Source organism: Corynebacterium sp. H130 (genome assembly GCF_037572395.1).
Classification (GTDB): domain Bacteria; phylum Actinomycetota; class Actinomycetes; order Mycobacteriales; family Mycobacteriaceae; genus Corynebacterium.
The window spans coordinates 104,667-129,411 of record NZ_JBBHLA010000003.1; the positions used below are offsets into that span (position 1 = coordinate 104,667).

26 protein-coding genes and 1 pseudogene are annotated in these 24,745 nt (G+C 61.3%); 20 read left to right on the plus strand and 7 right to left on the minus strand.

Features of this window, described 5'->3' with window-relative positions; genetic code table 11:
* The first annotated feature begins 21 nt into the window (after positions 1-21).
* The gene (locus WG939_RS06705) at positions 22-219 is read left to right on the plus strand and encodes a hypothetical protein (protein WP_339983974.1); all 198 of its coding nucleotides are present in this window, start codon (positions 22-24) and stop codon (positions 217-219) included.
* Complete coding sequence (locus WG939_RS06710) at positions 219-878, plus strand: response regulator transcription factor (RefSeq protein ID WP_339983976.1); 660 nt, start codon at positions 219-221, stop codon at positions 876-878. Before WG939_RS06705 ends, WG939_RS06710 begins: the two co-directional genes overlap by 1 nt.
* A gap of 41 nt (positions 879-919) precedes the next feature.
* Here WG939_RS06710 and WG939_RS06715 read toward each other — a convergent pair whose 3' ends face one another.
* From WG939_RS06715 to WG939_RS06730, 4 genes are all read right to left on the minus strand, one after another.
* On the minus strand, positions 920-1,495 hold the full coding sequence (locus WG939_RS06715) for a hypothetical protein (RefSeq protein WP_339983978.1): 576 nt from the start codon (positions 1,493-1,495) through the stop codon (positions 920-922).
* Positions 1,495-2,055, minus strand: a complete 561-nt coding sequence (locus tag WG939_RS06720; RefSeq protein ID WP_339983980.1) for a hypothetical protein — start codon at positions 2,053-2,055, stop codon at positions 1,495-1,497. Before WG939_RS06720 ends, WG939_RS06715 begins: the two co-directional genes overlap by 1 nt.
* A 12-nt stretch (positions 2,056-2,067) precedes the next feature.
* Positions 2,068-3,321 (minus strand): hypothetical protein, encoded by a 1,254-nt coding sequence (locus tag WG939_RS06725; protein WP_339983982.1) that lies wholly within the window; start codon positions 3,319-3,321, stop codon positions 2,068-2,070.
* Positions 3,322-3,589: 268 nt separating this feature from the next.
* Positions 3,590-4,768, minus strand: coding sequence for a dicarboxylate/amino acid:cation symporter (locus WG939_RS06730; RefSeq protein ID WP_339983984.1), 1,179 nt, complete (start codon positions 4,766-4,768; stop codon positions 3,590-3,592).
* An 82-nt stretch (positions 4,769-4,850) separates the two neighbouring features.
* Between WG939_RS06730 and WG939_RS06735 the strand changes: the two genes are divergently transcribed.
* The 14 genes from WG939_RS06735 (at position 4,851) to WG939_RS06800 (ending at position 17,247) form a co-directional block, all read left to right on the plus strand.
* On the plus strand, positions 4,851-5,291 hold the full coding sequence (locus WG939_RS06735; protein ID WP_339983986.1) for an SdpI family protein: 441 nt from the start codon (positions 4,851-4,853) through the stop codon (positions 5,289-5,291).
* Positions 5,288-5,752 carry an NUDIX hydrolase gene (locus tag WG939_RS06740; protein ID WP_339983988.1) on the plus strand — a complete coding sequence of 155 codons (465 nt, stop codon included), beginning with the start codon at positions 5,288-5,290 and terminating at the stop codon, positions 5,750-5,752. The genes WG939_RS06735 and WG939_RS06740 overlap by 4 nt, the downstream gene beginning before the upstream one ends.
* 173 nt (positions 5,753-5,925) lie before the next feature.
* The gene (gene trpB, locus WG939_RS06745; RefSeq protein ID WP_339983990.1) at positions 5,926-7,137 is read left to right on the plus strand and encodes a tryptophan synthase subunit beta; all 1,212 of its coding nucleotides are present in this window, start codon (positions 5,926-5,928) and stop codon (positions 7,135-7,137) included.
* Positions 7,134-8,432, plus strand: a complete 1,299-nt coding sequence (locus tag WG939_RS06750) for a chorismate-binding protein (protein ID WP_339983992.1) — start codon at positions 7,134-7,136, stop codon at positions 8,430-8,432. The genes trpB (WG939_RS06745) and WG939_RS06750 overlap by 4 nt, the downstream gene beginning before the upstream one ends.
* Positions 8,420-8,935 carry an anthranilate synthase component II gene (locus WG939_RS06755; protein ID WP_339983994.1) on the plus strand — a complete coding sequence of 172 codons (516 nt, stop codon included), beginning with the start codon at positions 8,420-8,422 and terminating at the stop codon, positions 8,933-8,935. The genes WG939_RS06750 and WG939_RS06755 overlap by 13 nt, the downstream gene beginning before the upstream one ends.
* Entirely contained in the window at positions 8,923-9,936 is a 1,014-nt protein-coding gene (gene trpD / locus WG939_RS06760; protein ID WP_445227884.1) for an anthranilate phosphoribosyltransferase, read from the plus strand. Before WG939_RS06755 ends, trpD begins: the two co-directional genes overlap by 13 nt.
* Positions 9,911-11,233, plus strand: a complete 1,323-nt coding sequence (gene trpCF / locus WG939_RS06765; protein ID WP_339983998.1) for a bifunctional indole-3-glycerol-phosphate synthase TrpC/phosphoribosylanthranilate isomerase TrpF — start codon at positions 9,911-9,913, stop codon at positions 11,231-11,233. Before trpD ends, trpCF begins: the two co-directional genes overlap by 26 nt.
* Complete coding sequence (trpB, locus tag WG939_RS06770) at positions 11,230-12,390, plus strand: tryptophan synthase subunit beta (RefSeq protein ID WP_339984001.1); 1,161 nt, start codon at positions 11,230-11,232, stop codon at positions 12,388-12,390. The genes trpCF and trpB (WG939_RS06770) overlap by 4 nt, the downstream gene beginning before the upstream one ends.
* Positions 12,390-13,133, plus strand: coding sequence for a tryptophan synthase subunit alpha (trpA, locus tag WG939_RS06775; RefSeq protein WP_339984003.1), 744 nt, complete (start codon positions 12,390-12,392; stop codon positions 13,131-13,133). The genes trpB (WG939_RS06770) and trpA overlap by 1 nt, the downstream gene beginning before the upstream one ends.
* The gene (locus WG939_RS06780) at positions 13,130-13,636 is read left to right on the plus strand and encodes a hypothetical protein (protein WP_339984005.1); all 507 of its coding nucleotides are present in this window, start codon (positions 13,130-13,132) and stop codon (positions 13,634-13,636) included. Before trpA ends, WG939_RS06780 begins: the two co-directional genes overlap by 4 nt.
* 40 nt (positions 13,637-13,676) lie before the next feature.
* Positions 13,677-14,456 (plus strand): helix-turn-helix domain-containing protein, encoded by a 780-nt coding sequence (locus tag WG939_RS06785; protein ID WP_339984007.1) that lies wholly within the window; start codon positions 13,677-13,679, stop codon positions 14,454-14,456.
* Entirely contained in the window at positions 14,437-15,276 is an 840-nt protein-coding gene (locus tag WG939_RS06790) for an ABC transporter ATP-binding protein (protein WP_339984009.1), read from the plus strand. Before WG939_RS06785 ends, WG939_RS06790 begins: the two co-directional genes overlap by 20 nt.
* A gap of 86 nt (positions 15,277-15,362) precedes the next feature.
* The gene (locus tag WG939_RS06795) at positions 15,363-16,859 is read left to right on the plus strand and encodes a hypothetical protein (RefSeq protein ID WP_339984011.1); all 1,497 of its coding nucleotides are present in this window, start codon (positions 15,363-15,365) and stop codon (positions 16,857-16,859) included.
* A gap of 37 nt (positions 16,860-16,896) precedes the next feature.
* Positions 16,897-17,247 carry a Rieske (2Fe-2S) protein gene (locus WG939_RS06800; protein ID WP_339984548.1) on the plus strand — a complete coding sequence of 117 codons (351 nt, stop codon included), beginning with the start codon at positions 16,897-16,899 and terminating at the stop codon, positions 17,245-17,247.
* Here the strand turns inward: WG939_RS06800 and WG939_RS06805 are convergent.
* Complete coding sequence (locus WG939_RS06805) at positions 17,223-18,266, minus strand: NADH:flavin oxidoreductase/NADH oxidase (RefSeq protein ID WP_339984013.1); 1,044 nt, start codon at positions 18,264-18,266, stop codon at positions 17,223-17,225. The genes WG939_RS06800 and WG939_RS06805 overlap by 25 nt on opposite strands.
* A gap of 61 nt (positions 18,267-18,327) precedes the next feature.
* Here WG939_RS06805 and WG939_RS06810 point away from each other — a divergent pair, with 61 nt between their 5' ends.
* Positions 18,328-19,263, plus strand: a complete 936-nt coding sequence (locus tag WG939_RS06810) for a bile acid:sodium symporter family protein (protein WP_339984015.1) — start codon at positions 18,328-18,330, stop codon at positions 19,261-19,263.
* Positions 19,264-19,273: 10 nt separating this feature from the next.
* Complete coding sequence (locus WG939_RS06815; RefSeq protein ID WP_339984017.1) at positions 19,274-19,606, plus strand: hypothetical protein; 333 nt, start codon at positions 19,274-19,276, stop codon at positions 19,604-19,606.
* Positions 19,607-19,643: 37 nt separating this feature from the next.
* Here the strand turns inward: WG939_RS06815 and WG939_RS06820 are convergent, their stop codons facing one another.
* Together WG939_RS06820 and WG939_RS06825 are read right to left on the minus strand one after the other, a co-directional pair.
* A complete protein-coding gene (locus WG939_RS06820; protein ID WP_339984019.1) occupies positions 19,644-20,258 on the minus strand; it encodes a YqgE/AlgH family protein in 615 nt (204 codons plus the stop codon).
* Positions 20,259-21,659, minus strand: coding sequence for a CCA tRNA nucleotidyltransferase (locus tag WG939_RS06825; protein WP_339984551.1), 1,401 nt, complete (start codon positions 21,657-21,659; stop codon positions 20,259-20,261).
* Positions 21,660-22,012: 353 nt separating this feature from the next.
* Here WG939_RS06825 and WG939_RS06830 point away from each other — a divergent pair.
* Positions 22,013-22,510: pseudogene (locus WG939_RS06830) on the plus strand (NUDIX hydrolase); the annotation flags it as partial.
* The gene (locus WG939_RS06835) at positions 22,510-24,717 is read left to right on the plus strand and encodes a hypothetical protein (protein WP_339984023.1); all 2,208 of its coding nucleotides are present in this window, start codon (positions 22,510-22,512) and stop codon (positions 24,715-24,717) included. The pseudogene WG939_RS06830 and the gene WG939_RS06835, both read left to right, overlap by 1 nt.
* Positions 24,718-24,745 lie beyond the last annotated feature (28 nt).

Sequence of the window (24,745 nt, forward strand, 5' to 3'; positions counted from 1 at the left end):
GTACGGAGCGATACTAGCCCCATGAAACTAAATCGATTCACAGTCCCTCTCGTTGCTGTGGCGTTTGCTTTCGGCCTGGCCCCGGCAGCCCATGCATCCACTTTTGAGGAGGTTGAGTCGACCACCTATGGTTTCTACTCGGCGATGACGGACATTTTCTCCTGCCGTTACTACCCAACTCGCCCGTGGTGCCCTAACCCGACGGCACACATTCACTAATGAACGAGCGAATTAACATCCTGCTCGTTGATGATTCCCCGCTGGTCCTCGCCTCATTCCAGCGTTATTTTGCTACCACCTCGGACCTGAATGTCGTGGCCACCGCCTCCAATGGGGCGGAGGCCCTGTCGGAGTTGGAAAAGCACCATATCGACATCGTGCTTGCCGACATCCACATGCCGACCATGGACGGCCCCACCCTCCTCGATCAGATCAACCAGCTCCCCCGCAAACCCATCTTCCTGGCCATCACCGCCTTCGATTCTGACCGCACCATGCTGCGGATTTTGAAGGCGGGAGGTGCGGGCTACGTGCTCAAGAGCGAGCGGCCCCACACGCTTATCGACGCCGTCCGCGCCGCCATGGATGGCGGCATGGTGGTCTCTCCCCAGGCTATGACCCGCCTGGTGAAGTACCTCAATGACGATCGTCCCCCTCAGCCAACCAACCCGGTGGCCGAAGCGCTCAAACTACAGACGCTGACTGAGATGGAGGGGCGCATTCTTGTGCTGCTGTGCGATGGTCTTTCCAACGCCGAAATCGCTCAAACGCTGGGTTATGCGGAATCCACGGTCAAGAAGCGCGTGTCCAGCATCATGGATCAGTTCGGCGCAACATCGCGTTTGAACCTCGTCGTGAAGATTCTCGGCGGTATGTAAAAGCAAAAGGCTCCCCGAGGGGAGCCTTTTCTCATGGATCTTTATCCCCAGACTGGGGCGTCATCTTCTCGCAGTTCGGAGTAGCGAGACTCGGTGACAGTGGCCGTGTATGGCGCACCAACCTTCTCCCACACCTGGTCCTGCGAGCAGCGCACGTTCTGCGCATCGGTGTCGAGCATCATGAAGCCCCACACCAGCTTGCCCTGCTTGCCTGGCCCTAACTGGTACGGGCCAACGGTCTGTCCAACGGACCAGTGATCGACGCGAACATAGTTCACACCGTAGGCCGTGGCCAGGTACTTGGTGATGTCACCCTGTGGCGTCACCGTCGCCGACACCTCGAACTTCGACGTCCGAGATTCCTTGACCTTCTGCTTCACCGGAACGGCTTCTGCGTTGCGGTTAGCCACAGAAGCCGCATCGGTCTGGTCGAACCAGCGGCGGGAGGCCGTGACATAGACGCCGTTTTCACCTGGGGTAGCGCAGTGGCTGCCCGGCGCGTAGTCATCGTTCCAGCGCTGCGGGAGGATGTACTCGGGAGCTGCCGCGGAGGCGGCTGGCAGGGCCGTCGAAAAGCATGCTGCGGCGGCGAGCGCCGTCACTACCGCGCGGCGCATTAGCTGAACTTGATGTTGTCGCGGGTGCTGATCTCCACGTGGCGCTCTGCTGGGAGCGTTGCGGTGAAGGTCTCGCCGGTGCCCTGCCAGGTCTTGTCAGCGCCACAGACGGTCTTCTCGCCGGAGAAGTCAGAGACGACCCAGCCTGCGCGCATGACGGCGGTCTTTCCTGGCTCGATGTCGTATGGGCCCACAACCTCGCCGACCTCGTACGAGGAGGACTGGGAGTAGCCGGCGTTGAAGGAGACCTTGATCAGCTCGAGGATTGGGAAGTCAACGCTGCCGCCAACCTTCCACTCGTTGGACTTCTTCTCCGTGATGGAACGGGTCAGTGGCAGGGGAGTGGAGTTGTAGTTGGAGACGGTCCAGGTACCTGCGGACGCATCGAAGTAAGTGCGGTCGATCTTGATGGTCTGGCCGGTGTCGCCTGGGTTGGAGCAGGCAGCGCCGATGGTGGTTGGGTTTGCGGTGCCGTGGTTGCGTGCCGGGAGGGCGTGCGCTGGGGTGGCCAGCATGCTGAGGGCGATAGCGGCAACTGCAGCCTTTGCGACGATCTTCATTGAACTTTTCTCCTAGTAGTTAGTTTGGGTTGGGACAGGCAGGTTTGCCCATTCATCTGGGGTGACATCAACAGTGCGGACGGAGCCGTCCTTGCTGGTGATCTTTGCTTCCGCCCAGAATCCGGCTGGTGCGGTAGCAACTGGCTTCTCCGCTACTCGGCTGTAGGTCTTGTCCTTCCCACAGGAGTATTCGGAGAACTGCACGCGCATCATCGTGGTGCCGTACTCGACGCGCACGCGATCGCCCGGCTGCAGCTCCAGCGGCTTCAGCGGGGTGCCCACTGGCAGGTAGGCACGCTGCGCCGCGCCGACGGATTCCAGCCAGCCCTCAGGCAGACGGCCGCCGTTGCCGCGGTAGTTCATTTCGCTGTTGAACTGGGCGCCCACCACGTGATCAACCATTGGGGTGTAGGTGTGTGGGCCGGAGGACCAGTTCAAAAAGTCCTGGGAGTAGCCCGGCTTCCGGAAAGTCGGGGTGATCGCGTGGATCTCGTGCGGGTACCAGCCCGGGTACGGGGTGTCGCACTTCGAGCCGAACTCTGGCCAGCTTGGATCCTTCTGCGGAGTTGTCTCCGGAACGACCACCTGATCGTTCTTTGGGTCGGCGACCTTCTCCAGGCTTGGACCGGTCACGGCGTTGTAGGTGCCGCCAACCGGCTTGCTGTTAGCGTGCTCGGCGCGGGCTGGGATGTCGAGGGCCTGATGGTCGACGTTGCCGTCGGCACGGACGATCGTCGCGAAGGCGTAGCGCTCTGCCGGACCAGTACCGCGAACGACGTCGGCGCCGGCCATGTTCTGGAAGAAGCCGTCCTTGCAGCCGACGTACATAGAGATGAAGTCCTTCTCCAGCACGCCGAATTCGACGCGGAAGGACTCGCCAGGGGCAAGCTCGATTGGGCCGAAAGTTTCGCCGGCGATCCAGCCGTTATCCGTGGTCAAACCGATGTCTGCCTTAGCGGTGGTGTTCCACCCGGATGGCAGATGGGCACGCGAGTTCGCTGAGATCTCGTGGTTGGTGCCGCTTTCCACTTCAGCCTTGTACTTCACCGTCTGGCTGGTGGTGTTCTTAAATTCCAGGACGCCGTCGCTTAAGTATCGGCGGGCGGTTTCGCCATAGCGCCACTGTGACTGCTCCGAGCCAGTGCAGGAGCGATACAGATTTTCGATCGGGTATCCCTGTGGCATCGGCGGGATATCCGCCTGAGCCACAGGGGATCCCGCGAGCGCAATGGCGGCTGCCGCCAGCGCTGCATGCAGTTTCTTCATTTTTCCCCTTTTCACCAACAAGTGCGGAGTTAGCTTAGGCAGAGCTCAGGGGTGGCTTGAAGGGACTTTTGCGGATTGGATACTTTCGTCTCCCCCTTGTCTTATCCGCAAATTGCACCCTTACCGGCACAAATATTCAATAGTGCTATTTAAAGTGGATACTTTGGTACCCACCCGAGGCGGACAGAAAAATATCCCCTCTTTAGACAGGCTGTCCAGGCATTTTGCCTCAGATCCGGTCCAAAGAGGGGATGTTTTTCCGAAGTGCTTAGGCTTCCTTGCGCAGGTTCCCGCGCGCGAACTTGTTCACGATCATCGCAATCGCGCCGTCACCGGTGACGTTGCAGGCGGTGCCGAAGGAGTCGATGGCGATGTAGGCGGCGATCATGAGTGCGATCTGGCCTTCGTCAAAGCCGAGGTTGGACTGCAGGAGGCCGACGGCTGCCATAATGGCGCCTCCTGGTACGCCTGGCGCTGCAATCATCATGATGCCCAACAGCAGGATGAAGCCGATCATGGTAGCGGTGGACATATCCATCCCGTTCATCCACATGATGGAAAAGGCAAAAAGGCCGATCTTCATCATGGAACCGGAGAGATGAATGGTGGCGCACAGTGGGATCACAAAGCCGGCGACGGCTTCGGAAACGCCATTTTTCAGGGTGGCGGCGTAAGTGACTGGGATGGTCGCTGCAGAGGACGAGGTACCCAGCGCGGTGCCATAGGCCGGCAGCATGTTCTTCAGGGAGGTAAATGGGTTACGGCCTGCCACGGCGCCCGCGAGAAGGAACTGTAGGATCAGCACGATCCAGGTCATGATGGTGGCCAGCAGCAGAACCTTGCCAAAGGCGGTGAGGGTAAGGAGCAGGTTGCCGTTCATGCCCATGGACAGGAACATGCCGAAGATAAACACCGGCAGCAGCGGGATGATGAACTTCTCGATCACCTTCATGATCACGTGCTGCAGCTCTTCCGCTGCCTCGTAGAGGGTATTGGACTTCACGGCCGTCATGCCGAGGCCCACGGTGAAGGCCAGCAGCAGCGCCGCCATTACCTCCATTGGCGCAGGCATCTCGACCTCAAAGTAAGGCGATAGGGCAGTGGCATCGATATCGGCCGCTTCCACCATCGCTTGCCCCTTGAGCAGCCACGGGTACATAGACTTTGCAACGAACAACGCGAGAGCTCCGGAGAGGATCGTGGAGGTGTAGGCGATGCCCGTCGTGATGCCCAGCCACTTGCCCGCGCCCTTGCCCAGCGAGGCGATCGCCGGCGTGATGAGCGCGAAGATCAAGATCGGCACGAAGAAGCCGAGGAAGTTTCCGAAGAGGCCGTTGAACGTGACAAACACACGCGCCAACCATTCCGGAAAAAATAGACTGCATACGATTCCGAGAATGATGGCGATGATCACTCGAAATAGCAGCGAATTGGTAATTTTCTGCATGTGAGGCCTTTCCTTGGGTATTGATATATTATGCACCACCTCGAAAACTATTAGTAGTCCGCTGGGAACTATGATGAACAGCATGATTATCGCTTCGATCGTGCTCCTCATCCTCGCCGCCTTCGCGCTTATTGTCGGAGGTCTGGCGTGGACGCGCCGCCTGCCGGGTAACGGCTTCATCGGGCTTCGGGTCCCAGAGGTGCGCAAGTCCAAAGAGATTTGGGACGTCTCTCACGCCGTTGCGGGCCCGATGTGGATCGCGGCGGGTGTCTCGCTGCTGTTCGGTGGCCTCGTGGGCCTGCGCTTAACGACGATCCCAGGCATGATTTTCGCAGCCGTGACCATCTTCGTAGCGGCAGTTTTCCTGGGCGTTGGCGCGAATCTCGGCGCGAAAGCAGCGCACCTGATGGACATGAAGCACAAGGAAGAGCAGGGCTGCGGTGAGGACTGCAATTGCGGTTCCGAAGAGCCAAAGCCAGAGGTAGACGTGGCGGCGCTGCGCGAGGCGATGAACAAGCAATGACCCCGGAATTCATCCTGAAGCTGCGCGAGAAGGTCGGCCACGCAGAGCTGTGGCTGCCGGGAGTCACCGCGATCATCTTGAAGGCCGATGAGGTGCTCCTGGTGCGTCGCTCCGACAATGGCCAGTGGACTCCCGTGACGGGAATTGTTGACCCGCGGGAGGAGCCACACCTTGCTGCCATTCGCGAGGCCAAGGAGGAGGCGGGCGTGGAGATATCCGTCGAAAAGCTGCTGTGGGTACAGGCGGTTGGCCCGGTCGAATACCCCAACGGCGACGTGACGTCTTACGTCGATACGGCGTTTGTGTGTCGCTACGAGTCGGGGGAGGCTCATCCGGCTGACGACGAATCCACCGAAGTGGGATGGTTCCCGGTAGCGGAGTTACCCCCGATGAAACCCCGATTTGTGCACCTCATTGAGGCTGCGCAGAAAAATATTTCGGGATTTGGTTCCCAAAACTAATTTGAAGTGTTAGCCTTGCCCCATGACTTTTTCTCGCGTTAACTTCTGGTGGTGGCCCGACTTGCGGGCCCACTAATTGACGCACGAAAAATTCGGCCCGCACCGCACAGGTAGCGGGCCTTTTTGTTGTCTGACTACCTGTATCCCCCAACAAAAACACAGGAGAGACAACAATGCGCAAGACCCTTCTTCCCGCTTACTTCGGTCAGTTCGGCGGACAGTACGTTCCTGAGGAGCTCCTTCCAGTTCTTGATCAGCTGGAGCAGGCGTACGTGGATGCCATGCAGGATCCGACGTTCCACGAGGAACTCAATGATCTGTACAAGAATTACCTCGGCCGCCCGACCCCGATCACCGAAACTCGCAATCTGCGTTTCGAGAACGCACGCATTTTCCTCAAGCGCGAGGACCTCGTGCACGGTGGCGCACACAAGGGCAACCAGGTCGTTGCCCAGGCTTTGCTCGCGCAGCGCCTCGGTAAGACTCGCCTGATCGCTGAGACGGGTGCCGGTCAGCACGGCACCGCGACGGCCATGGTGGCAGCATTGTTCGGCATGGAGTGCACCATCTACATGGGTGCCAAGGATGTCGCTCGCCAGCAGCCGAACGTGTACCGCATGCGCCTTATGGGTGCCGAGGTCGTGCCGGTAGAGGACGGTTCCAACGGCTTGGGTAGCGCCATCGACGTCGCGCTGCAGGACTGGGTTGATAACTACGAGAATACCCACTACCTGCTCGGCACTGCGGCCGGCCCGCACCCATTCCCGACCATCGTGAAGGAATTCCAGGCCGTCATTTCCCGCGAATCCAAGCCACAGATGCAGGAGCGGATCGGTAAGCTCCCTGACGTTGTGGTCGCAGCCGTCGGCGGTGGCTCCAACGCGATCGGCGCCTTCGCCGACTACATCGACGAAGAAGGCGTCAAGCTCGTCGGCGTCGAGCCAGCGGGCGAAGGCCTGGACACCCCGCGTCACGGCGCCCCACTGTGCCGCGGCACCATCGGCATCCTGCACGGCTCCAAGTCCTACGCGATGCTTCACGACGACGGCACCGTCGGCGTCTCCCACTCCATCTCTGCCGGCCTCGACTACCCAGGTGTCGGCCCTGAGCATGCTCACCTGATGGAGACGGGTCGCGCACAGTACGTGGGCATCACTGACGATGAGGCATTGGAAGCTTTGCAGCTGCTGGCCCGCAAGGAAGGCATCATCCCAGCCCTCGAATCTTCCCACGCTCTTGCATACGCTCTCAAGGTGGCCGCCGACGCCACCGAGCCAATCGACATCCTGGTGAACATCTCCGGCCGTGGCGACAAGGACGTCGACTATGTGCGCACGATCCTTGAGGGCAACACGGTGGATGAGGCGATTGCGAAGCTCTCATGATTGACGCCGCCGCCATCTACGCCAAGTACCGTGGGCCGAATACTGCGCTACTCGAGTCGGCGGAGGATAAGCAGTCCCTCGCCATCCTCAAGGCCAAAGGAAAGCTCACCTGCCACGGCCACACTGTCACCGCCACCGGGGATATCGTTCCGGAACTCGATGCGCTGCTCAGCGACTATGGCGCAGACGGCGTCTACACGTTTCCGCAGGTTGATGCCGTCGATGAGCGGGAGCGGCTGCTGGCTCCGAGCACGCTCCTGCCGCTCAAGCTCCTACATGATGAGCTGTTGATTGGCGGCTTCGCCTTCGACTATCTCGGCACCTTCGAGCAACTTCCGGACGTTCCGAGCGGCTTTAATACCTTTCCCGATTACGAATTCCTCGTGGCCAAGACCTCGCTCCGCATCGATCACGAGGCGGGCACCGTCGAGATTCGTGGCGATGTTTCACGTGAAACCACCGCCCACAGTCCGCCCGCAGGCGCAGCTCCAGCCGAACTCAGCGATGCCGAATTTGAGGGCATCGTGCGCGAACTCCAGCAGCACATCCACGCCGGCGACATCTACCAGGCCGTGCCCTCCCGCGCGTTTTACCGCCCGTGCTCCGACGCCTTCGCCGCTTATCGACGCCTCAAGGCTTCCAACCCCAGCCCCTATCTTTTCTATCTTCACTGCGACGACTACGAGCTGTTCGGGGCCAGCCCCGAGTCCTGCCTCAAGTTTGATCCCACGACGCGCAAGACAAAGCTCTATCCCATTGCCGGCACCCAACCTCGGGGAGCAACCGCCGATGAAGACACCCGGCTCGAGTTGCTGCTGAGAACGGACGCCAAGGAGATCGCGGAGCACACGATGCTCGTTGATCTCGCCCGCAACGACTTAGCCAGGGTGTGCACTGATCGGGAGGTCACTCGATTGATGGGGGTCGATCGCTATTCCAGGGTCATGCACCTGGTGTCCGAGGTCGAGGGAACGCTAGCATCCGATCTTGATGCCCTGGATGCTTATCGGGCGTGCATGAACATGGGCACGCTCACGGGGGCGCCGAAGGTCAAGGCGACTGAACTCATTAGGGGCGTCGAGAAGCAACGGCGCGGTTCCTACGGGGGAGCGGTCGGCTACCTCAGCGGGGGCGCGATGGACACCTGCATTATTATCCGTTCTGCGTTCGTGCGAGATGGGGTGGCGATGGTCCAGGCCGGTGCCGGGGTGGTCCGCGATTCCGATCCCGCCTCCGAGTCCGCGGAGACTAGACACAAGGCGCGAGCCGTGTTGGAGGCGCTATGCGAGTCTTGATCGACAATTTTGATTCCTTCACCTACAACCTCAGCGCAGCGATAGGCGACGTGACCGTCGTGCGCAATACTGTTTCTCCAGCTAAGGTGCGGGAACTGGCCCCGAGCGCGCTCATTTTGTCGCCGGGCCCCGGCAGGCCGGACCTCGAGCGCTTCATCACCGAGTTCAAGGGCGAAATACCAATCATTGGCATTTGTCTTGGCTTTCAGGCCATTGTTGAGCATTTCGGTGGGGTAGTGGAGCCCGTGGGCCCGGTGCACGGCATGCGCGACACGCTCATTTCCAAGCATCCGGTCTTCGCAGGTCAGTCCGTTGCTCGCTACCACTCGCTTGGCTGCAGGACGCTTCCCGACGGCCTGGAGCTGCTTGCCTCCTGTGACGGCATCGCCATGGCTGCGCAGTCCACCGAACACAAGATGATCGGCGTCCAGTTCCATCCAGAATCAATTCTCACGCCCCAAGGGCAGGACATCCTCGACTACCTTTTGGAGTGTTTCACGTGAAACTTCTCGAATTCCTCGACAATCCCACGCCCACAGTCGACGAAGCGCGAGCTGTATTTGAACCGCTCACCATCGGCGACTACGACGACATCCACATCTCCGCCCTTCTCGCAACCATCCGAACGAGGGGCGAAACCTTCGCAGACATCACCGGCGCAGCACTTGCGTTCTTGCACGCAGGACGCCCTTTTCCCATCACGGGCGCCGGCATCCTAGACACCTGCGGCACCGGAGGAGACGGCGCCAACACCATCAACATCAGCACTGGAGCCTCGCTTGTTGCTGCAGCTGGCGGCTGCAAAATCATCAAGCACGGCAACCGTTCAGTGTCCTCCAAGTCCGGATCCGCTGACGTCCTCGAAGCCCTCAACATCCCCCTCGACCTCAATGTTGACCGAGCCGTCCGCCAATTCACCAATGCCGGGTTTACCTTCCTCTTCGCGCCGGCCTACAATCCGGCGGTGGCTCACGTGCAGCACGTGCGTCGCACCCTCAAGTTGCCCACGCTGTTCAACACCATGGGCCCACTGCTCAGCCCCGCGCACCCCGAATTTCAAGTCATGGGCGTCGCACGTCCTGAGCAAGGCGAACTCGTCATTCAGGCGATGCGGGAGCTCGGGCGCACTCGCGCGCTCGTCGTGCACGGCGCGGGCACCGACGAGGTTGCTGTGCACGGGCCGACCGACATATGGGAGCTTCGCGACGGCCACATCTCCCACTACCGCGTGACCCCAGCGGAGCTCGGGGTTGGCACCCATTCCCTCGAGGCGCTTCGCGGTGGCGACGGGGCCCACAACGCAGCGCTGTTGCGAGCGGTGTTTGAGAATCGGGCGCCCGAGGCACACACCGATGCTGTGATCGCGAATGCCGGTGCAATGTTCTACACCACGGGCATGACGGAGACCATGGCTGCCGGAACGCAGCGGGCCCTTGAGTCGATCCGCAGTGGGGAAGTGGCGGAATGGCTCGCTCGCCATGAGGAGGCTGATTACGGTGCTTGAGACAATCGTTGCCAATCGAAGAGGGCAGATTGACGATATTTTCTTCGCCGACGCACCCCCATCTACCCGCAGCCTAGAAACGTCACTGTTACGAAATGGTCCGCAGTTCATCATGGAGTGCAAATCGGCCTCCCCATCGCTCGGAACGATCCGAAGTGACTATCGTCCCGCCGACCTCGCCCATATCTACTCTCGTTACGCCGCCGGGATTTCCGTGCTCTGCGAACCCACGTGGTTCGGTGGCTCCTACGATCACCTGGCGACCGTCGCCGCCTCAACACACCTACCGGTGCTGTGCAAAGACTTCATCGTCGACGAGCGTCAGGTGCGCGCGGCCCGCTATTACGGGGCGGACGCGGTGTTGCTCATGCTCTCCGTGCTTAGCGACGACGAGTACCGCCACCTCAGTTCCGTTGCCTCGTCCCTCGGTCTTGATGTCCTCACTGAAGTTGTGAACGAGGCTGAGGCGAGCCGGGCGAATTCCTTGGGCGCCCGAATAGTGGGAATTAACCACCGTGATCTCTCCACACTGACTATCGACCTCGGTCGCTCAGCTCGGCTGAGGCCCTTGATTGAGGCGCCGGTTGTGATTGGGGAGTCGGGGATTACCTCACATGCCACAGTGAGGAGACTGAGTTTCCTCGATGGTTTTCTCGTAGGCTCCCATCTGTCGGGAGCGGCCGATGTCGACCGCGCGTGCCGGGAATTGGTCTACGGCGAGCACAAAGTCTGTGGCATCACCTCTCCCGCTACCGCAGAGTTGGCTAAGGCTGCCGGCGCAACGTACGGCGGACTAATCTTCGCGCCGGAATCACCACGCAATGTTTCACGTGAAACATCAGAAGCCATCATCGCGGCCGAGCCGGGCTTGACGTACGTGTACGTGACCAGAGAACACAACCATTGGGATCTCCCGGAGGGGGTTGGTGCCATTCAAATCCACGGAGACTCGGATGACGAGCCAGCGCTCTTGCAGCGCGCTCGCACCCTTGGGGTAGAGGTGTGGCGAGCCGTAGACATGTCGCAGGGTTACCGCTATGAGCATGCTGGGGACGTCGACAAGCTTGTCCTTGATGTCGGCGAGGGAGGCACCGGCCGATCCTTCGACTGGACGCTCATCCCTGCCGACCACAAGTACAAGTGCATGTTGGCTGGTGGGCTGAACCTAGACAACCTCCCTGCAGCGCTCGAGACAGGCTTGGCCCTCGACCTCAACTCTGGACTTGAAAGCAGGCCGGGACAGAAGGACCCTGCAGCGATCCGCGCAGCGTTCACAATGATCAAGGAGAACCGATGAAACTACCGGCATACTTTGGAGAATTCGGGGGCCAGTTCGTCCCCGAGGTGCTGATTCCTGCGCTCGACCAGCTGGAGGAAGCATTTGTCGACGCCCAGCAAGATCCCGCCTTTCAGGCAGAACTGAGCGATCTTCTCAAGAACTATCTGGGGCGGCCAACCCCACTTTACGAATGTCGCAACCTGGGCGGAAAGGCACGGATCTTCCTCAAGCGCGAAGATCTGGTGCACGGTGGCGCCCACAAAACCAACCAGGTGTTGGGGCAGGCACTGCTCGCAAAGCGGATGGGGAAGACCCGAATCATTGCCGAAACCGGAGCGGGACAGCACGGCACCGCGACCGCGCTTGCCTGCGCCCTCCTTGGCCTAGAGTGCACGGTCTACATGGGCGCCAAGGATGTCGCCCGACAGCAGCCCAACGTGTACCGCATGGAGCTGATGGGGGCGACTGTCGTACCCGTGGACACGGGCTCCGGGACACTGAAGGACGCAGTGAACGAAGCGCTGCGCGATTGGACCGCCACCTACGCCACATCCCACTACCTTTTAGGCACCGCCGCGGGCCCTCATCCGTTTCCCACCATCGTGCGCGAATTTCACCGGGTGATCTCCACGGAGACCAAGGCCCAAATGCTGGAACAAACGGGAGGGCTGCCGGACATGGTGGTCGCTGCCGTGGGCGGCGGATCCAATGCCATCGGCATCTTCGCGGACTTTATTCCAGACGAGACGGTTCAACTCGTAGGTGTGGAGCCGGCGGGAGAGGGGCTCGATTCCGGTAAGCACGGCGCCACCATCAACGCCGGCCAGATTGGCATTTTGCACGGTGCGCGTTCCTATCTGATGCGCACCTCAGATGGCCAGGTGGAAGAGTCCTATTCCATTTCTGCGGGACTCGACTACCCGGGTGTCGGCCCGCAACACGCGCATCTGCACGCCACCGGACGCGCAAGTTACGTCGGAATCACCGACACCGAGGCGCTGCAAGCCTTTCGATTGCTCTCGCAGCGGGAGGGAATCATTCCGGCCCTGGAGTCCAGCCACGCTCTGGCCTACGCGCTTAAGCGCAAGGACGAACCCCTGAACATCGTAGTGTCGCTGTCCGGCCGCGGCGACAAGGATATCGACCACGTGAAACGAACCCTGGAGGAGCAGTAATGGACCGCTACGCTGAACTATTCCAGCGCCACGACGGCGTCTTCGTACCCTTCTTCATGCTGGGCGACCCAAGCTACGAGGACTCCAAACGCATCATCACCCAGGCCATCGCTGCAGGGGCCGACGCCCTCGAACTTGGCATCTCCTTTTCGGATCCAGTAGCCGACGGCCCGACCATCCAACGCGCGCACCTGCGCGCAGCAAGCACGACACCAAGCAAGGCCCTCGCCCTCGTTGCCGAGATTCGCGCAGAGCATCCAGAGATTCCGATCGGGCTCCTGGTGTACGGCAATGTCGCTTTCTCCATGGGCTTTGAAACCTTCTACGCAGCGCTGGCCGAGGCCGGGGTGGACTCCGTGCTTATCCCGGATGTGCCCGTGCGGGAGTCAGCGCCATTTCGCGCATCCGCGCGCCAGCACGGCATTAAGCAGGTTTTCATCGCACCGCCCCACGCCTCCCAGGAGACCCTGGGCATGGTTGCGGCGCATTCGGAAGGCTACATCTATGCCGTTTCCCGAGATGGCGTGACGGGCACCGAACGCGAGGCCCAGTTTGAAGCGATCCACAAGGGCGATACCCCGGTACTACTCGGTTTCGGAGTCTCCACTCCCGCCCACGTTAAGGCAGCTCGGGCGGCCGGTGCCGATGGCGTCATCGTAGGTTCCGCGCTGGTGAAATTGATAGAGTCAGGGGAGCAGGACCTCATTCCTGACCGCATCAAAGCCCTGAAGGACGCACTGTGAAATTCCTTGAACCCACCGGCCGGACACTGGACGAATGGCTAGTGGAACTCGGCGATCCGAACGCCTTGACCCACAAGGAAATGGCAGCCTGGTTCGTCGATAAGGGCGTGAGCCCGTGGTGGGCGCAGAACCTGACAGTCGCGGTGGAGCAGCACATCGGTCGACGCGTGGTCGGCCAAACCTGCGCCGGCACCTTCTCCGCGAACGCCAGCAAAACCGTGAAGGGGGAGTGGGACCCCACATTCGAGGCGTTCACCCGCTTCATGACCCCCGATCGCCTCCCTATGGCTAGCAGCGAACCGAGCACCTCCGCGACGGAAAAGTGGCGTTACTGGCGGACGCAGCTTGTCGACGGCTCTAAAGTCGTCATCACCTGCCAGGAAAAACCCGGCGGCAAGGTAACCTTTGCGGTGAATCACGATGGGCTCGAAGACATTGTTTCACGTGAAACAATGAAAACTCATTGGCGCCAGGTGCTCAGTGACTTTGCGGACAGCATCTAACTCTTGACAGTGACGTAACGTCACTGGGTGTAATAAAAGTGTGCTTATCAAAGAACTAGCCGAGGCCGCGGACACCACAGTCCGCACGGTCCGGTACTACCACCAAGAGGGACTGTTGCCGGTGCCTCGTGGTCGGCCACGCAATTACACTTTTGAACACCTAGTGCGCCTGACGCGCATCCGCCACCTGGTTGATTCCGGCGTGCCCTTGAGCAAGGTTAAGACCCTCATCGGGTCCGAGCAGGTGGATGTCCAGGCCGAGCTGGAGGCCACCAAAGAGGCGATCGATGCGCAGATTGCAACGCTACTTAAGCAACGCGAGCGCATCACTCAGCTCCAGAAACGGCCCCGCAATCTGGCCCGGACGTCGATCCCGCTGCCGGAACGAGTCAACGAGATGTACGCACGGCTCCTCACGAGAACGGATGATCCCACGCTCAAGCGCTCGATTAAGCGGGAGCAGCAGCTCGTGGAGGTGCTCGCTCACCTTGGGATTCTCGATCAGTTTGAGGGGCTGTGGCCACAGGATCCAAGCGATGAATATCTAGATGTCGCGCTGCGTATGTTCCATTCCTTCGAGCACATTGCCGACCTGACCCCGGAAGAGGCAGAGGCACAAATGGATACCCTGATCGCGGAACACGTCGCTGCCTCTGGTTTCGATCCGGTCGAAATTCCGGCCCTCCTGGAGAAATTCCTTACCTGGCCCCATGCCCTCCAGCTGATCAGCTGGGCCTACCCACATCCGAACCAGAAGCTGTTCGTCCACAAATTCCTCACTCGCTATCTAGAAGGCACCCATGAACGTCATCACGATTAACGACCTCACCATCCAATTTGGCACTTTCAAAGCCCTCGACGGCTTCAGCATGTCAGTGCACGAAGGCAGCATCCACGGCTTCCTCGGCCCGAATGGCGCCGGTAAGTCAACCGCGATCCGCACGCTCCTCGGTCTGCTACACCCTCGCGAAGGCACGGTCCGCGTACTAGGGGAGGACCCCAAAACCAATCCAGAGGTTCTGCGTCGCGTCGCCTACGTGCCTGGCGATGTGACCCTCTGGCCGAACCTCACCGGCTTCGAAACTTTACGGGCCCTCGAAAGTCTCCGCGGCCGGCCGATCAACCGCACCAAGGAAAAGGAGCTTATCGACGCCTTCGAGCTCGACCCCACCAAGAAGGCAAAGAGCTACTCGACGGGCAACCGTCGCAAAGTACTTCTCGTCGCTGCCCTCAGCGCCGATGCCGAGCTACTGATCATGGACGAGCCGACCGCCGGCCTCGATCCGCTCATGGAGCGCGAGTTTCAAACGCAGCTTCGCAGCGCCAACAACAATGGGGCTTCAGTATTGCTATCTAGCCACATTCTCAGTGAGGTAGAAGCCCTCTGCGATTACGTCACTGTGATTAAAGAAGGAAGGGTTGCTCAGGAGGGCAAAATCGAGACTTTGCGCGAACTTGCCGGCCACCGAGTGAGCGCGATCGTCAACGGCGAACACTTCACCGAGACCGTTCCCGAGACTCGGGTGAACGAGATACTCGGCGGGCTCCTCGCCAGGAGAGCGACCAACATTTCCGTGACTACAGCCAGCCTGGAAGAGACCTTCCTCAAGGCATACGCCAATGATGGGAGTGACCAATGAAAGCGCTGACATACGCAAAGCATGAATTGCGAATCAATCGAACGTTTTTGATAGCTTGGCTCTTGCCACTATGGTCTATCCCCATTATGTTCATTCCCGCCTATGAACAGTATTACCCCAGCGTAGAGGACAGGCAGGGCCTCATTAACGGCATGCAGATCAACCTCGGCATGCGCGCGATGTACGGCAAACTCTATGACCCGGGCACCCTCGGCCAACTCATGGCTTGGGAGGGCGCGGGCTGGCTCATGATCCTCAGTTCCGTCATGGCGGTGCTCCTGACGTTCCGATCCTACCGAAAGGGCGAAGCAAGCAGCCTCGGGGAGCTCGCCCGGGCAACGGGACTCAGTCGCCTCGACATCGCAGTCGGCACCCTAATTCTTGTCACCAGCGTCTGCCTCCTCCTAGGACTCGGCGTCACCGGGGTCCTGCTCGGTCTAAACCAGGCCTACGGCGAAATCGCCACGGAGGGCGCCATAGCTTACGGCCTCGCCATCGCGGTAAGCACCCTGGGCTCTGCGATGCTGGCGGCGTCGATAAGTTTGCTTGCCCGTGACAACCACGTGCGCATCGGACTGCTCCTGGTTGGCGTGGGGTACATGTCGCGCGCGCTTGCCGACGTCCAGGGCCACGACTTCTTTAACTGGATCACTCCGCTGGGCTGGTTTGGTCTCGTGCGCCCCTTCACCGATGATCGCTTCTGGGTGCTCGGCATCGGACTCGCGGTAACAGCTATTCTGGCGGCCCTGTGGCTCGCGGGGGAGCGGGGCCGCGAATACGGGATGTCGATCCTGCCTCTGCGTCCGACGAAGGTGAAAAGGCCCCGCAGGATTGCGAGCGCCTGGCAACTACGCCGGCTCCTTGATCGTGGGTTCCACGTGACGTGGATGGTGACGGCGTTTGTGATTTCCATGTTCATGTCCTCGCTCAGCTCCTCGATGGATGATCTGCTGAAGGAAGACGAGGCGACGGGTCAGATCTTCAAGCAGATGTTTGGCGATCAGAACCTGGAGGAGGCGTTCCTTACCTACATGGCGGACTTCCTGGGCATCGTAGTGGCTGTCGCTGCCGTCACCGCCACGCTGAAGCTACGGGGTGAGGAGAAGGACCGCCACGTCGATTTGATGCGAGCACAGGGCATTTCTCGGCAATTGCCGATGCAGCTGCAGGCCGCGTCCTCGCTCACGTTCATTCTGGAGGTAGCGGTGGCCATGGCACTGGGTAGCGTCCTCGGGGTGTTCTCCCAGTCGGAGCACGCAGAAACGATGTGGAAGGTCGCCGCCACGGCCAATGCCTCCCAGGTGGCCCCTATGCTGGCGCTGGCTGGTCTCACGGCGCTGCTCATCGGCTTATTTCCTAAGCAGGCGTGGGTTGCCTGGCTACCGATCATCTACTCGGCTTTGGTCACGATCATCGCGCCACTATTCCAAGCTCCCGAATGGTTGCTCAAGACTTCGGCCTTCGGCCACACGATCTACTCGGAAGACACCTCGAATTGGGTGGCGTGGTGCGCGCTGGTCGCCGTTGGCGCGATTGGCCTCGTTATGGCGTGGGTTTTCGCAGGTAAGCGGGAAATTGCGTAGGGTTATTCCCATGACTGATTTCTCTTGCAACCGGCGCATGTTCCTCATCGGCACGGCCACGACCTTCGCGGGCGCTGTCCTCGCAGCGTGTGGCAGCGAGAAGGCAGGCGACATTGCGATCAAGGACGTTCCACTCGGCAGCGCTGTCCTGGTGGGCGAGTTCATCATCGCCCAACCAGAAGCAGGTGTGTACAAGGCCTACAGCAACGTCTGCCCACACCAGGGCGCCGCGATCAACAAGATTGAGGGCGACACCGCGATCTGCCCGAAGCACAACTCAGTGTTCAAGCTTTCCGACGGCTCCGTGACCTCCGGCCCGGCGCGAGGCGCGATGGCCCCGGCCAAGCTCACAAAAGAGGGAGATCAGCTCCACGTGGCGCGAGCATAGCTCGCCGTCACTTCTGGCTCGACGCCTAGTTCGTGCGCCGCGCGCCATGGCCAGTGCGGATCCCGCAAGGCCGCGCGGCCAATGAGGACGGCGTCGAGCTCTTCGCGTTCTAAGTATCCGGCGGCCTGCGTAGGCTCGGTGATGAGCCCGACGCCAGCGGTGAAAATGCCGGTCTCCTTGCGGATCTGCGCCGCCAGATCGGTCTGGTAGTTCGGTGCGACTGGGATGTCGGCCGGCACCAGTCCGCCACTGGAGACGGACAGCACGTCCACGCCACGCTCCTTGAGCAGCTGGGTGAGCTCAATGGTTTGGGCGAGATCCCAGGAGGCTTGGTCCTCAATCCAATCGGTTGCTGAGACGCGCACGATCAGTGGCATGCCGTCTGGGATGGTATCTCGCACCGCGTCGACAACGTCCAACGTGAGGCGGGTACGTCCGGCGAAGGTTCCGCCGTAGTCGTCGATACGCGTGTTGGTGATGGGGGAGAGGGACTGGTGCAGCAGGTAGCCGTGTGCAGCATGGATTTCCACCGCGTCGAAGCCGGCGGCGACCGCGCAGCGCGCTGCTTCCGCGAATTGCACTGGCACGTCCATGATTTCCGCATGGGTCATGCTGCTCGGCTCGACGGTGTCCCATCCGCCTTCAGTCACTGGCACGTGGCCCTGCGGAAAACCGGGCAGCCACGGGTACGTGGAGGCCTTGCGGCCCGCGTGCGCGAGCTGAACCGCCATCTTCGCGCCCTGGGAGTGCACGAATTCCACGATCGGGTTCCACGCCAAGATCTGATCTGGGGACCACAGGCCGGTGTCGCGCGGACTGATGCGTCCCTCTGGAACGACAGCGGTGGCCTCTGCGATGAGCAGGCCAAATCCACCCGCTGCACGGGCACCATAGTGCATCAAGTGCCATGGACCTGGCACGCCATCTTGGGACGTAACCTGGTACTGGCACATGGGTGGCAGCCAAATCCGGTTACGGATTTCCAGCTGACGGATCGTCACTGGCGCGAAAATATTCATAGGTACAAAGAATACTCATGTTTCACGTGAAACATTGGGTGAGTTTTTCTACAGTGGCCGTATGAAGCCGAAAGTCGACGTCCTCATCGTGCTCATCGTCCTAGCGGTGATCGTGGCCATCATCGCCCCGGTATCGGGCGCTGCTGCCCACGCGTTCTCCATCGCCACGTCGATTGCGATCGCGCTACTCTTCTTCCTCTACGGTGCCCGGCTTTCCCCGGCCGAAGCGTTCGCCGGCTTCAAGCACTGGCGCCTTCACCTCACCATCCTGGCTTTCACCTTCCTGGTGTATCCCCTCATCGGCCTAGCGCTGCGCCCGTTCTCGGGTGACATGGCGGACGGCATTCTCTATCTCACGCTCGTGCCATCCACGGTCCAATCATCTGTCGCATTCACCTCTATCGCCGGGGGCAATGTCGCAGGGTCGATCGTGAGCGCCAGCGCCTCCAACCTAGTCGGCGTGGTGCTGACGCCACTGCTGGTCATGTTCTTGATGGGCGCTGGGGGAGGAGCTGCAGTGGACACCCAGGTGTTCATCGACATCGCAGTCCAGCTGCTCCTGCCGTTCATCCTGGGGCAGCTTGCCCGCCCCTGGGTCGCCGGCGTGGCCGCCCACAAGGCAACGAAGATCGTCGACCGCGGTTCCATCACGATGGTCGTGTACTCGGCCTTTTCCGCAGGCATGGTCGCCGGGGTGTGGCAGTCCGTTCAGTGGACCCAAATCCTAGCGCTGTGCGCCTTCTCAATTGCCCTCGTAGTAGCCATGCTCGCCCTCACCAGGTGGTTGTCTGGATTGCTCGGCTTTAACCGTGGCGACCGCATCGCCATCGAATTCTGCGGTTCCAAGAAGTCCCTCGCCACGGGCCTGCCGATGGCCTCCGTCATTTTCGGCACCGCTAACCTTGGCCTGCTCATCCTGCCCCTGATGATCTACCATCAGATCCAGCTGATGATCTGCTCGCTCCTCGCCTCTCACTACGCCAAGCAGAACAACTAAGCTCTAAGCAATGAGCCTCATCTACGTCAAAACCGTCATGTCCGTCCCAGGCGTCGCCGAGATGATCCACCTCGCCGAACTGGAGCACGCCGAGGGATCCCCGCTGTGCACGCCGTCGCGCATGCTGGAAGCCAACGGCGAAGGACAAATCACCGGCGCTTTTCGACGCACCCCTGCCCTCAGTCACGGCATGTCGACCCCACCCCAGCAGATCATTCCTCACCCAGACACCTGGGGCGATCTCCCAGATATCACTAACGAACCATTAACCGCGGAGGAATTTGAGGCCCAGTGGCAGCGCGCCATGGAAATCTTTCCCGTGAAAAATCAGGATTCCAAGTAAAACCCCAGGACAGCGTGTCCAATTAGGGGAAAGATTTCTAGTTGTCCTCTAGGTCCACGGGGAACGTGGCAAACAGTGGCAGTGGCATCGGCTGGCGGCGAAGGACCTCGGCCCAGAGATCAACAGATCCCGGCGCGATGATGTCGGAGGCAAGCGCTGAGGTGGCGTACCAGTAACCTTGGCCAAGCTCGTCGGCAAGCTCGTCGCCCTGCCATTCGATGAAGCCAGCGAACAGGCGGATTGATTCGACTACCTCTTTGAGTTCTTCGACGCTCGCACGCAGGTCGAGGACGACGATGCGGTGGTTGAGATAGCGCACGAACGGCACGGTGGCCAGGGATTCTGGGGTGACTCCGGCTTTGAGAACGCCGAGGGCAACGATGGAGTCGCGGTTGTGTTCACCGCCGACATAGAACGCCTGTGGCTTGGCGACCAGTGGCACGAGGTGCTCCATGACGTTGGCGACGGCGATGTCGCCACGCATGTTGAGCGCAACGCCCAGAGTGCGCTCTGGGGTTTGTTCCACCACCATGACCACGCTGCGACTGCGGAAGGCCAGGTCCATGCCGGGTGCTGCGAGCAGCAGGGAGCCGGGCGCGACGTCCTCTAGTTCGAGGGCGCGAAAGAGCCGGTCGGCGAAAAAGTCTTCCATTTATTGTTCCTTCCACCAGGCGAGCAGCTCTGCTTCCGCCTCTTCCGGGGTCAGCGGTCCGCGCTCCAAGCGTAGCTCTTTCAGGAACGCCCAGGCGCGCCCCACCTCGGGGCCCGGCTTGAGGCCCAGCAGTTCCATGATGGCGTTGCCATCCAGGTCAGGACGTACTCGCGCCAAGTCTTCCTTTTCGGCAAGCTCGGCGATCCGTGCTTCCAGCCCGTCGTAGGCCCGTGCCAGACGCTCGGACTTGCGCTTGTTTCGGGTGGTGCAGTCGGCACGCACTAGCTTGTGGAGGCGGGGGAGCAGCTCCCCGGCGTCGGTGACATAGCGACGCACCGCGGAGTCGGTCCACGCGTCGTCGCCGTAGCCGTAGAACCGCATGTGCAGGAAGACCAGCTGGGAGACATCCGAGATCATCTGCTTGGAGTACTTCAGGGCGCGGAAGCGCTTGCGCACGAGTTTCGCGCCAACCACCTCGTGGTGGTGGAAGCTCACGCGGCCACCTTCGAACGAGCGGGTGGCTGGCTTGCCGACGTCGTGAAGCAGCGCAGCCCAGCGAAGAACCAGGTCTGGCTCCTCTTCCTGGGCGATCGCCTGGCGCAGCACCGTCATGGAGTGCGCGTAGACGTCCTTGTGCTGCATGTGCTCGTCGGATTCCATTTGGATTCCGGAGAGCTCCGGCAGCACATGATCGGCAATCCCGGTGGATACCAGCAGGTCAAAGCCGTCCCATGGGGCGGCGCCGAGGATGAGCTTGTCCAGTTCCACCTGGATGCGCTCGGCCGTGATGCGGTTAATTTCGCCCGCCATGTCGGTCATTGCTTCACGCACGCGCGGTGCGACGGCAAGGCCCAGCTGAGACACGAAGCGAGCGGCGCGCAGCATGCGCAGCGGGTCATCGTGGAAGCTTTGCGACGGCAACGCCGGGGTATCCAGCACCCCTTCGACCAGCGCGTCCAATCCTCCGAGTGGATCCTGGAACTGGGCGCTGCCATCCGGCCTGATCTCCACCGCCATGGCGTTGACCGTGAAATCGCGGCGCACCAGGTCGCCTTCCAGGGTGTCGCCGAATTGGACGTCCGGATTGCGGGAGGAGCCGTCGTAGGTGTCTGATCTAAAGGTAGTGATTTCGATCTGCTGGCCGTGCTTTTCGGCAGACAGGGTGCCGAAATCGATGCCGGTATCCCAGACAACCTCCGCGTACTCGTCGAGGATCTCGCGGGTGACTTCTGGGCGGGCGGAGGTGGTGAAATCGAGGTCGTGGCTCAGTTTTCCAAGCAGTGCGTCGCGTACCGAACCGCCTACCAAGTAGAGGGTGTGCCCTTTGGCGTCGAAGGCTGCGGCCAGGGGTGCCAGTGTCTCGGAGAGTGATTCGAGGGTGGCAGTGGCACGGGCAAGCATTCCCAGCCGGTCAAGGTGGGTAGTTTGTTCGGAATTCACCCCGCTTATTCTACCAATCCTCCTATCTGGCTCCCCAGCAGGATACGATGTTAAGGATGACTGAGCAGCAACGGCCGCGTGCCAACACTCCTGGCCCTCGGCGCCGCAGCGCCCAAGGGCCTGCCGCGCCACGTCCTGCTGCCGAATCCACCGAGGGCGCTCCGCAGAAGCGTCGCCGTCGCCGTTCCCGCAGGCGCAGCGGTAAGGCGCAGGCCACGCAACAGGACGTGAGCCGGGGCCGTCGCCCGCGGGGCGGGGAGAAGCGGCCCGCGTCGAAAAGCGCTGGGCGCGCCCCAGAGCGCTCCCACATGAAGACCAGCAACGAAACTTCTGCTGGTGGCCTCGTGGTGTCCGGTCTAGCGGAAGCCGTGACGAAGGATAACGAGGTGGATCTGAGCAAGGTCTACGTCGCCTTGATCGGGCGTCTGGATCGCCGTGGTCGCCTGCTGTGGTCCATGCCGAAGGGGCACGTGGAACCGGGCGAGGATCGCGCTGCGACGGCTGAGCGTGAGGTCTGGGAGGAGACCGGTATTCACGGCGAGGTGTTCGCTGAACTGGGCGTTATTGATTATTGGTTTGTTTCCGACGGCACGCGCATCCATAAGACGGTGCATCACCACCTGCTGCGCTACGTCGATGGCGACCTCAACGACGAAGACCCAGAGGTCACCGAGGTGGCATGGATTCCGGCGAGCGAACTGATCGAGCGACTGGCCTACGCCGATGAACGCAAGCTGGCCCGCATTGCGCACGATATGTTGCCTGACTTCGCGCGCGCCGCGCAGGCGGAGGGAAAGGCAACCCCGCGCTAATGGGTTTCAGGCATCGTCAGCTTGGTGCGGCCTTGGCAGCGGTCTCCCTTGTGGCAGCGCCGATTTCTGCCACAGCTGTCCCGCTCCCAACCTCCCCAACGGACGCTTCAATTTCTAACCAGTGGGTCAACCCCGCGATCCGCACCGCTGACGCCCGCAGCGAGGTCGACGCCAGCATCGACAGCATCTCCGACGCGGAAGTGCAGCTGACCATCCACAACAACTCCGGCGCCATGCTTTCCGACGTCTCCGTCCGCGTGCAGCGCGCCAACCCCGTCACCTCCGTCAGCGCTGGACGCAGCACCCTCGCAGCAGAGGAATCCGCCTTCGATATTGCGGCACCATTCCTCCCGGTCCCGGTGGATCTCGCGCCGGGGGAGACCCACAACATCACCATCCCGCTCGACCATGCCACGTTGCAGCTAACAAAAGAAGGCATTTACCCGCTGCTGGTGAACGTCAACGGCGAGCTTGGTGGCGGTGGCCAACAGTATTTGACCTCGGAGCGCACGCTGCTGCAGATCGGCCTTCCGAAGCCCGCCGAACGCCCAACCCCGATCACCATGCTGCTGCCGGTCACCGCACAGACTGACATTCTGCCTGGGGAAACGGGCGAAGCACCCGGTCAGCCGCCCCTGGTGCTGCAGTCTGAGCGCCTCGCCGGCGACATCGCCCCTGGCGGACGCCTCACCGCGCTTCTCGACGTCCAACGCAGCGAACCCCAGTCCACCTGCCTCGCCGTCGACCCCGAACTCGCGCTGACGGTCAGCAGGATGGCTTCCGGATACCAGGTAGCCAACGAGCGGCCCGATCCCGTAGCTCACAAGCCGCGCCTGCGTGATTCCTGGGGCAACAAAGACCAGCACATTAATTCGCAAGCGGGCACCGGCAGCGACGATGCTCGGGCCTGGATGAAACAACTGGCTGAGATCGCGGGCAGTGGTGGCTGTGTGGTCGCCATGCCATGGGCAAACGCCGAATTGGGCGCCGTTGCAGCCACCGGCAATGAGTCCTTACTGGAGCAAGCCACCCTCGCTGGGCCACGCCTGCTGACATCTCTACTCGGTGTGCCAGTGCGTGGCGATGTCATCGTCCCGGACTATGGCTACCTGGAACAGCGCACCGTCACGGGCCTAGATTCCATCCTGAGCTCGCCCACCGTGGCACTGGTGGCGGATGAGACGTTGCCGGGCCACGCAGTACCAGTGGGGGAGCACCTCACCGCCCTGGGCTTCAACAGCGATCTGGCCGCACAACTGGCGACGCTGGGCGACACCCCAGATACCGCCGGCTATGCGAACCAATGGCAGCGCTACGACTACCGACTCGATTCACCGGCAGCCCGGCGCGCTGCCGCCAGTGCGAGTCTGACCCTCGCGGCAACTGACGATGCGAAGCCATTGCTCGTCGTCCCGCCATCTGACCTGTCCGCTGAAGACGCGCACGCCCTACAGCACCAACTGCGGACGCTGCTCAATTCCGGCATCGCCACGCCTCAGGCGTTGGGCGCGTACCTTTCCGTCGGCCATGACGCGCCGGGCACGACGACCGGAACGGCGTTTGAGGATCCGACCGTGGTCACCGACACGGAGATCGTGCGCGCGGTCCAGCAGGCAAAGAGCATCGACGATCTCACCTCCCTCATGATCGAAGAGCCAACCATCGCGCTCACCCCGACCGGTTTTACGCAGCCGCTGCGCCGGGACCTTTTGCGCGGGCTCACGGCCTCCGGTCGTCGCAGCATCAGTAGCTACGACGCTCACGCCAAGGACACCGACACCCTCCTCAACGCCAACCGTGATGTGTTGCAGCGCCTGCGTTCCTCCGTCGTGCTGCTGCCACCGGGCAACGTCTACACCCGCACCTCGGAGTCCTCGCCGCTGCTCATCATCGCGGAGAATGGCCTCCCGCTGCCCGTCGACGCTCGCATTAGCTACACCGGCCCGGAGGATGCAATCATCAGCGTCGCCGACTCCCTCAAGATCCCGGCGCGCGGCTCCATCACCACCCAAATGATGGCAGACCTGCCTGACACCAAGGGGCGCACGGATCTCACTGTGTGGCTCGCCTCCCAGAACGGCGCGCCGATCAGCTACCCGGTGGACATCAGCGTCCAAACCCGCTCCGGCCTCCTCGGAGCTGGCGGACTCGTGGCCCTCGTACTCGCCGGGCTCGGCTTCGTCATGTTTCACGTGAAACGACGCTAAACTTTTGCATTTCCTGCCCGAACCTCCA

Bases quoted from the DNA above. Each gene is read 5' to 3' on its own strand.
- WG939_RS06825 (WP_339984551.1), bottom strand. From the start codon at position 21,659: ATGCTTGCCCGTGCCACTGCCACCCTCGAATCACTCTCCGAGACACTG.
- WG939_RS06790 (WP_339984009.1), top strand. From the start codon at position 14,437: ATGAACGTCATCACGATTAACGACCTCACCATCCAATTTGGCACTTTC.
- WG939_RS06820 (WP_339984019.1), bottom strand. From the start codon at position 20,258: ATGGAAGACTTTTTCGCCGACCGGCTCTTTCGCGCCCTCGAACTAGAG.
- trpB (WP_339984001.1), top strand. From the start codon at position 11,230: ATGAAACTACCGGCATACTTTGGAGAATTCGGGGGCCAGTTCGTCCCC.
- WG939_RS06705 (WP_339983974.1), top strand. From the start codon at position 22: ATGAAACTAAATCGATTCACAGTCCCTCTCGTTGCTGTGGCGTTTGCT.
- WG939_RS06795 (WP_339984011.1), top strand. From the start codon at position 15,363: ATGTTCATTCCCGCCTATGAACAGTATTACCCCAGCGTAGAGGACAGG.
- WG939_RS06815 (WP_339984017.1), top strand. From the start codon at position 19,274: ATGAGCCTCATCTACGTCAAAACCGTCATGTCCGTCCCAGGCGTCGCC.
- trpCF (WP_339983998.1), top strand. From the start codon at position 9,911: ATGAGGAGGCTGATTACGGTGCTTGAGACAATCGTTGCCAATCGAAGA.
- WG939_RS06715 (WP_339983978.1), bottom strand. From the start codon at position 1,495: ATGCGCCGCGCGGTAGTGACGGCGCTCGCCGCCGCAGCATGCTTTTCG.
- WG939_RS06720 (WP_339983980.1), bottom strand. From the start codon at position 2,055: ATGAAGATCGTCGCAAAGGCTGCAGTTGCCGCTATCGCCCTCAGCATG.
- WG939_RS06740 (WP_339983988.1), top strand. From the start codon at position 5,288: ATGACCCCGGAATTCATCCTGAAGCTGCGCGAGAAGGTCGGCCACGCA.
- trpA (WP_339984003.1), top strand. From the start codon at position 12,390: ATGGACCGCTACGCTGAACTATTCCAGCGCCACGACGGCGTCTTCGTA.
- trpB (WP_339983990.1), top strand. From the start codon at position 5,926: ATGCGCAAGACCCTTCTTCCCGCTTACTTCGGTCAGTTCGGCGGACAG.
- WG939_RS06735 (WP_339983986.1), top strand. From the start codon at position 4,851: ATGATTATCGCTTCGATCGTGCTCCTCATCCTCGCCGCCTTCGCGCTT.
- WG939_RS06835 (WP_339984023.1), top strand. From the start codon at position 22,510: ATGGGTTTCAGGCATCGTCAGCTTGGTGCGGCCTTGGCAGCGGTCTCC.
- WG939_RS06750 (WP_339983992.1), top strand. From the start codon at position 7,134: ATGATTGACGCCGCCGCCATCTACGCCAAGTACCGTGGGCCGAATACT.
- WG939_RS06710 (WP_339983976.1), top strand. From the start codon at position 219: ATGAACGAGCGAATTAACATCCTGCTCGTTGATGATTCCCCGCTGGTC.
- WG939_RS06730 (WP_339983984.1), bottom strand. From the start codon at position 4,768: ATGCAGAAAATTACCAATTCGCTGCTATTTCGAGTGATCATCGCCATC.
- WG939_RS06805 (WP_339984013.1), bottom strand. From the start codon at position 18,266: ATGAATATTTTCGCGCCAGTGACGATCCGTCAGCTGGAAATCCGTAAC.
- WG939_RS06755 (WP_339983994.1), top strand. From the start codon at position 8,420: ATGCGAGTCTTGATCGACAATTTTGATTCCTTCACCTACAACCTCAGC.
- WG939_RS06725 (WP_339983982.1), bottom strand. From the start codon at position 3,321: ATGAAGAAACTGCATGCAGCGCTGGCGGCAGCCGCCATTGCGCTCGCG.
- WG939_RS06810 (WP_339984015.1), top strand. From the start codon at position 18,328: ATGAAGCCGAAAGTCGACGTCCTCATCGTGCTCATCGTCCTAGCGGTG.
- WG939_RS06800 (WP_339984548.1), top strand. From the start codon at position 16,897: ATGTTCCTCATCGGCACGGCCACGACCTTCGCGGGCGCTGTCCTCGCA.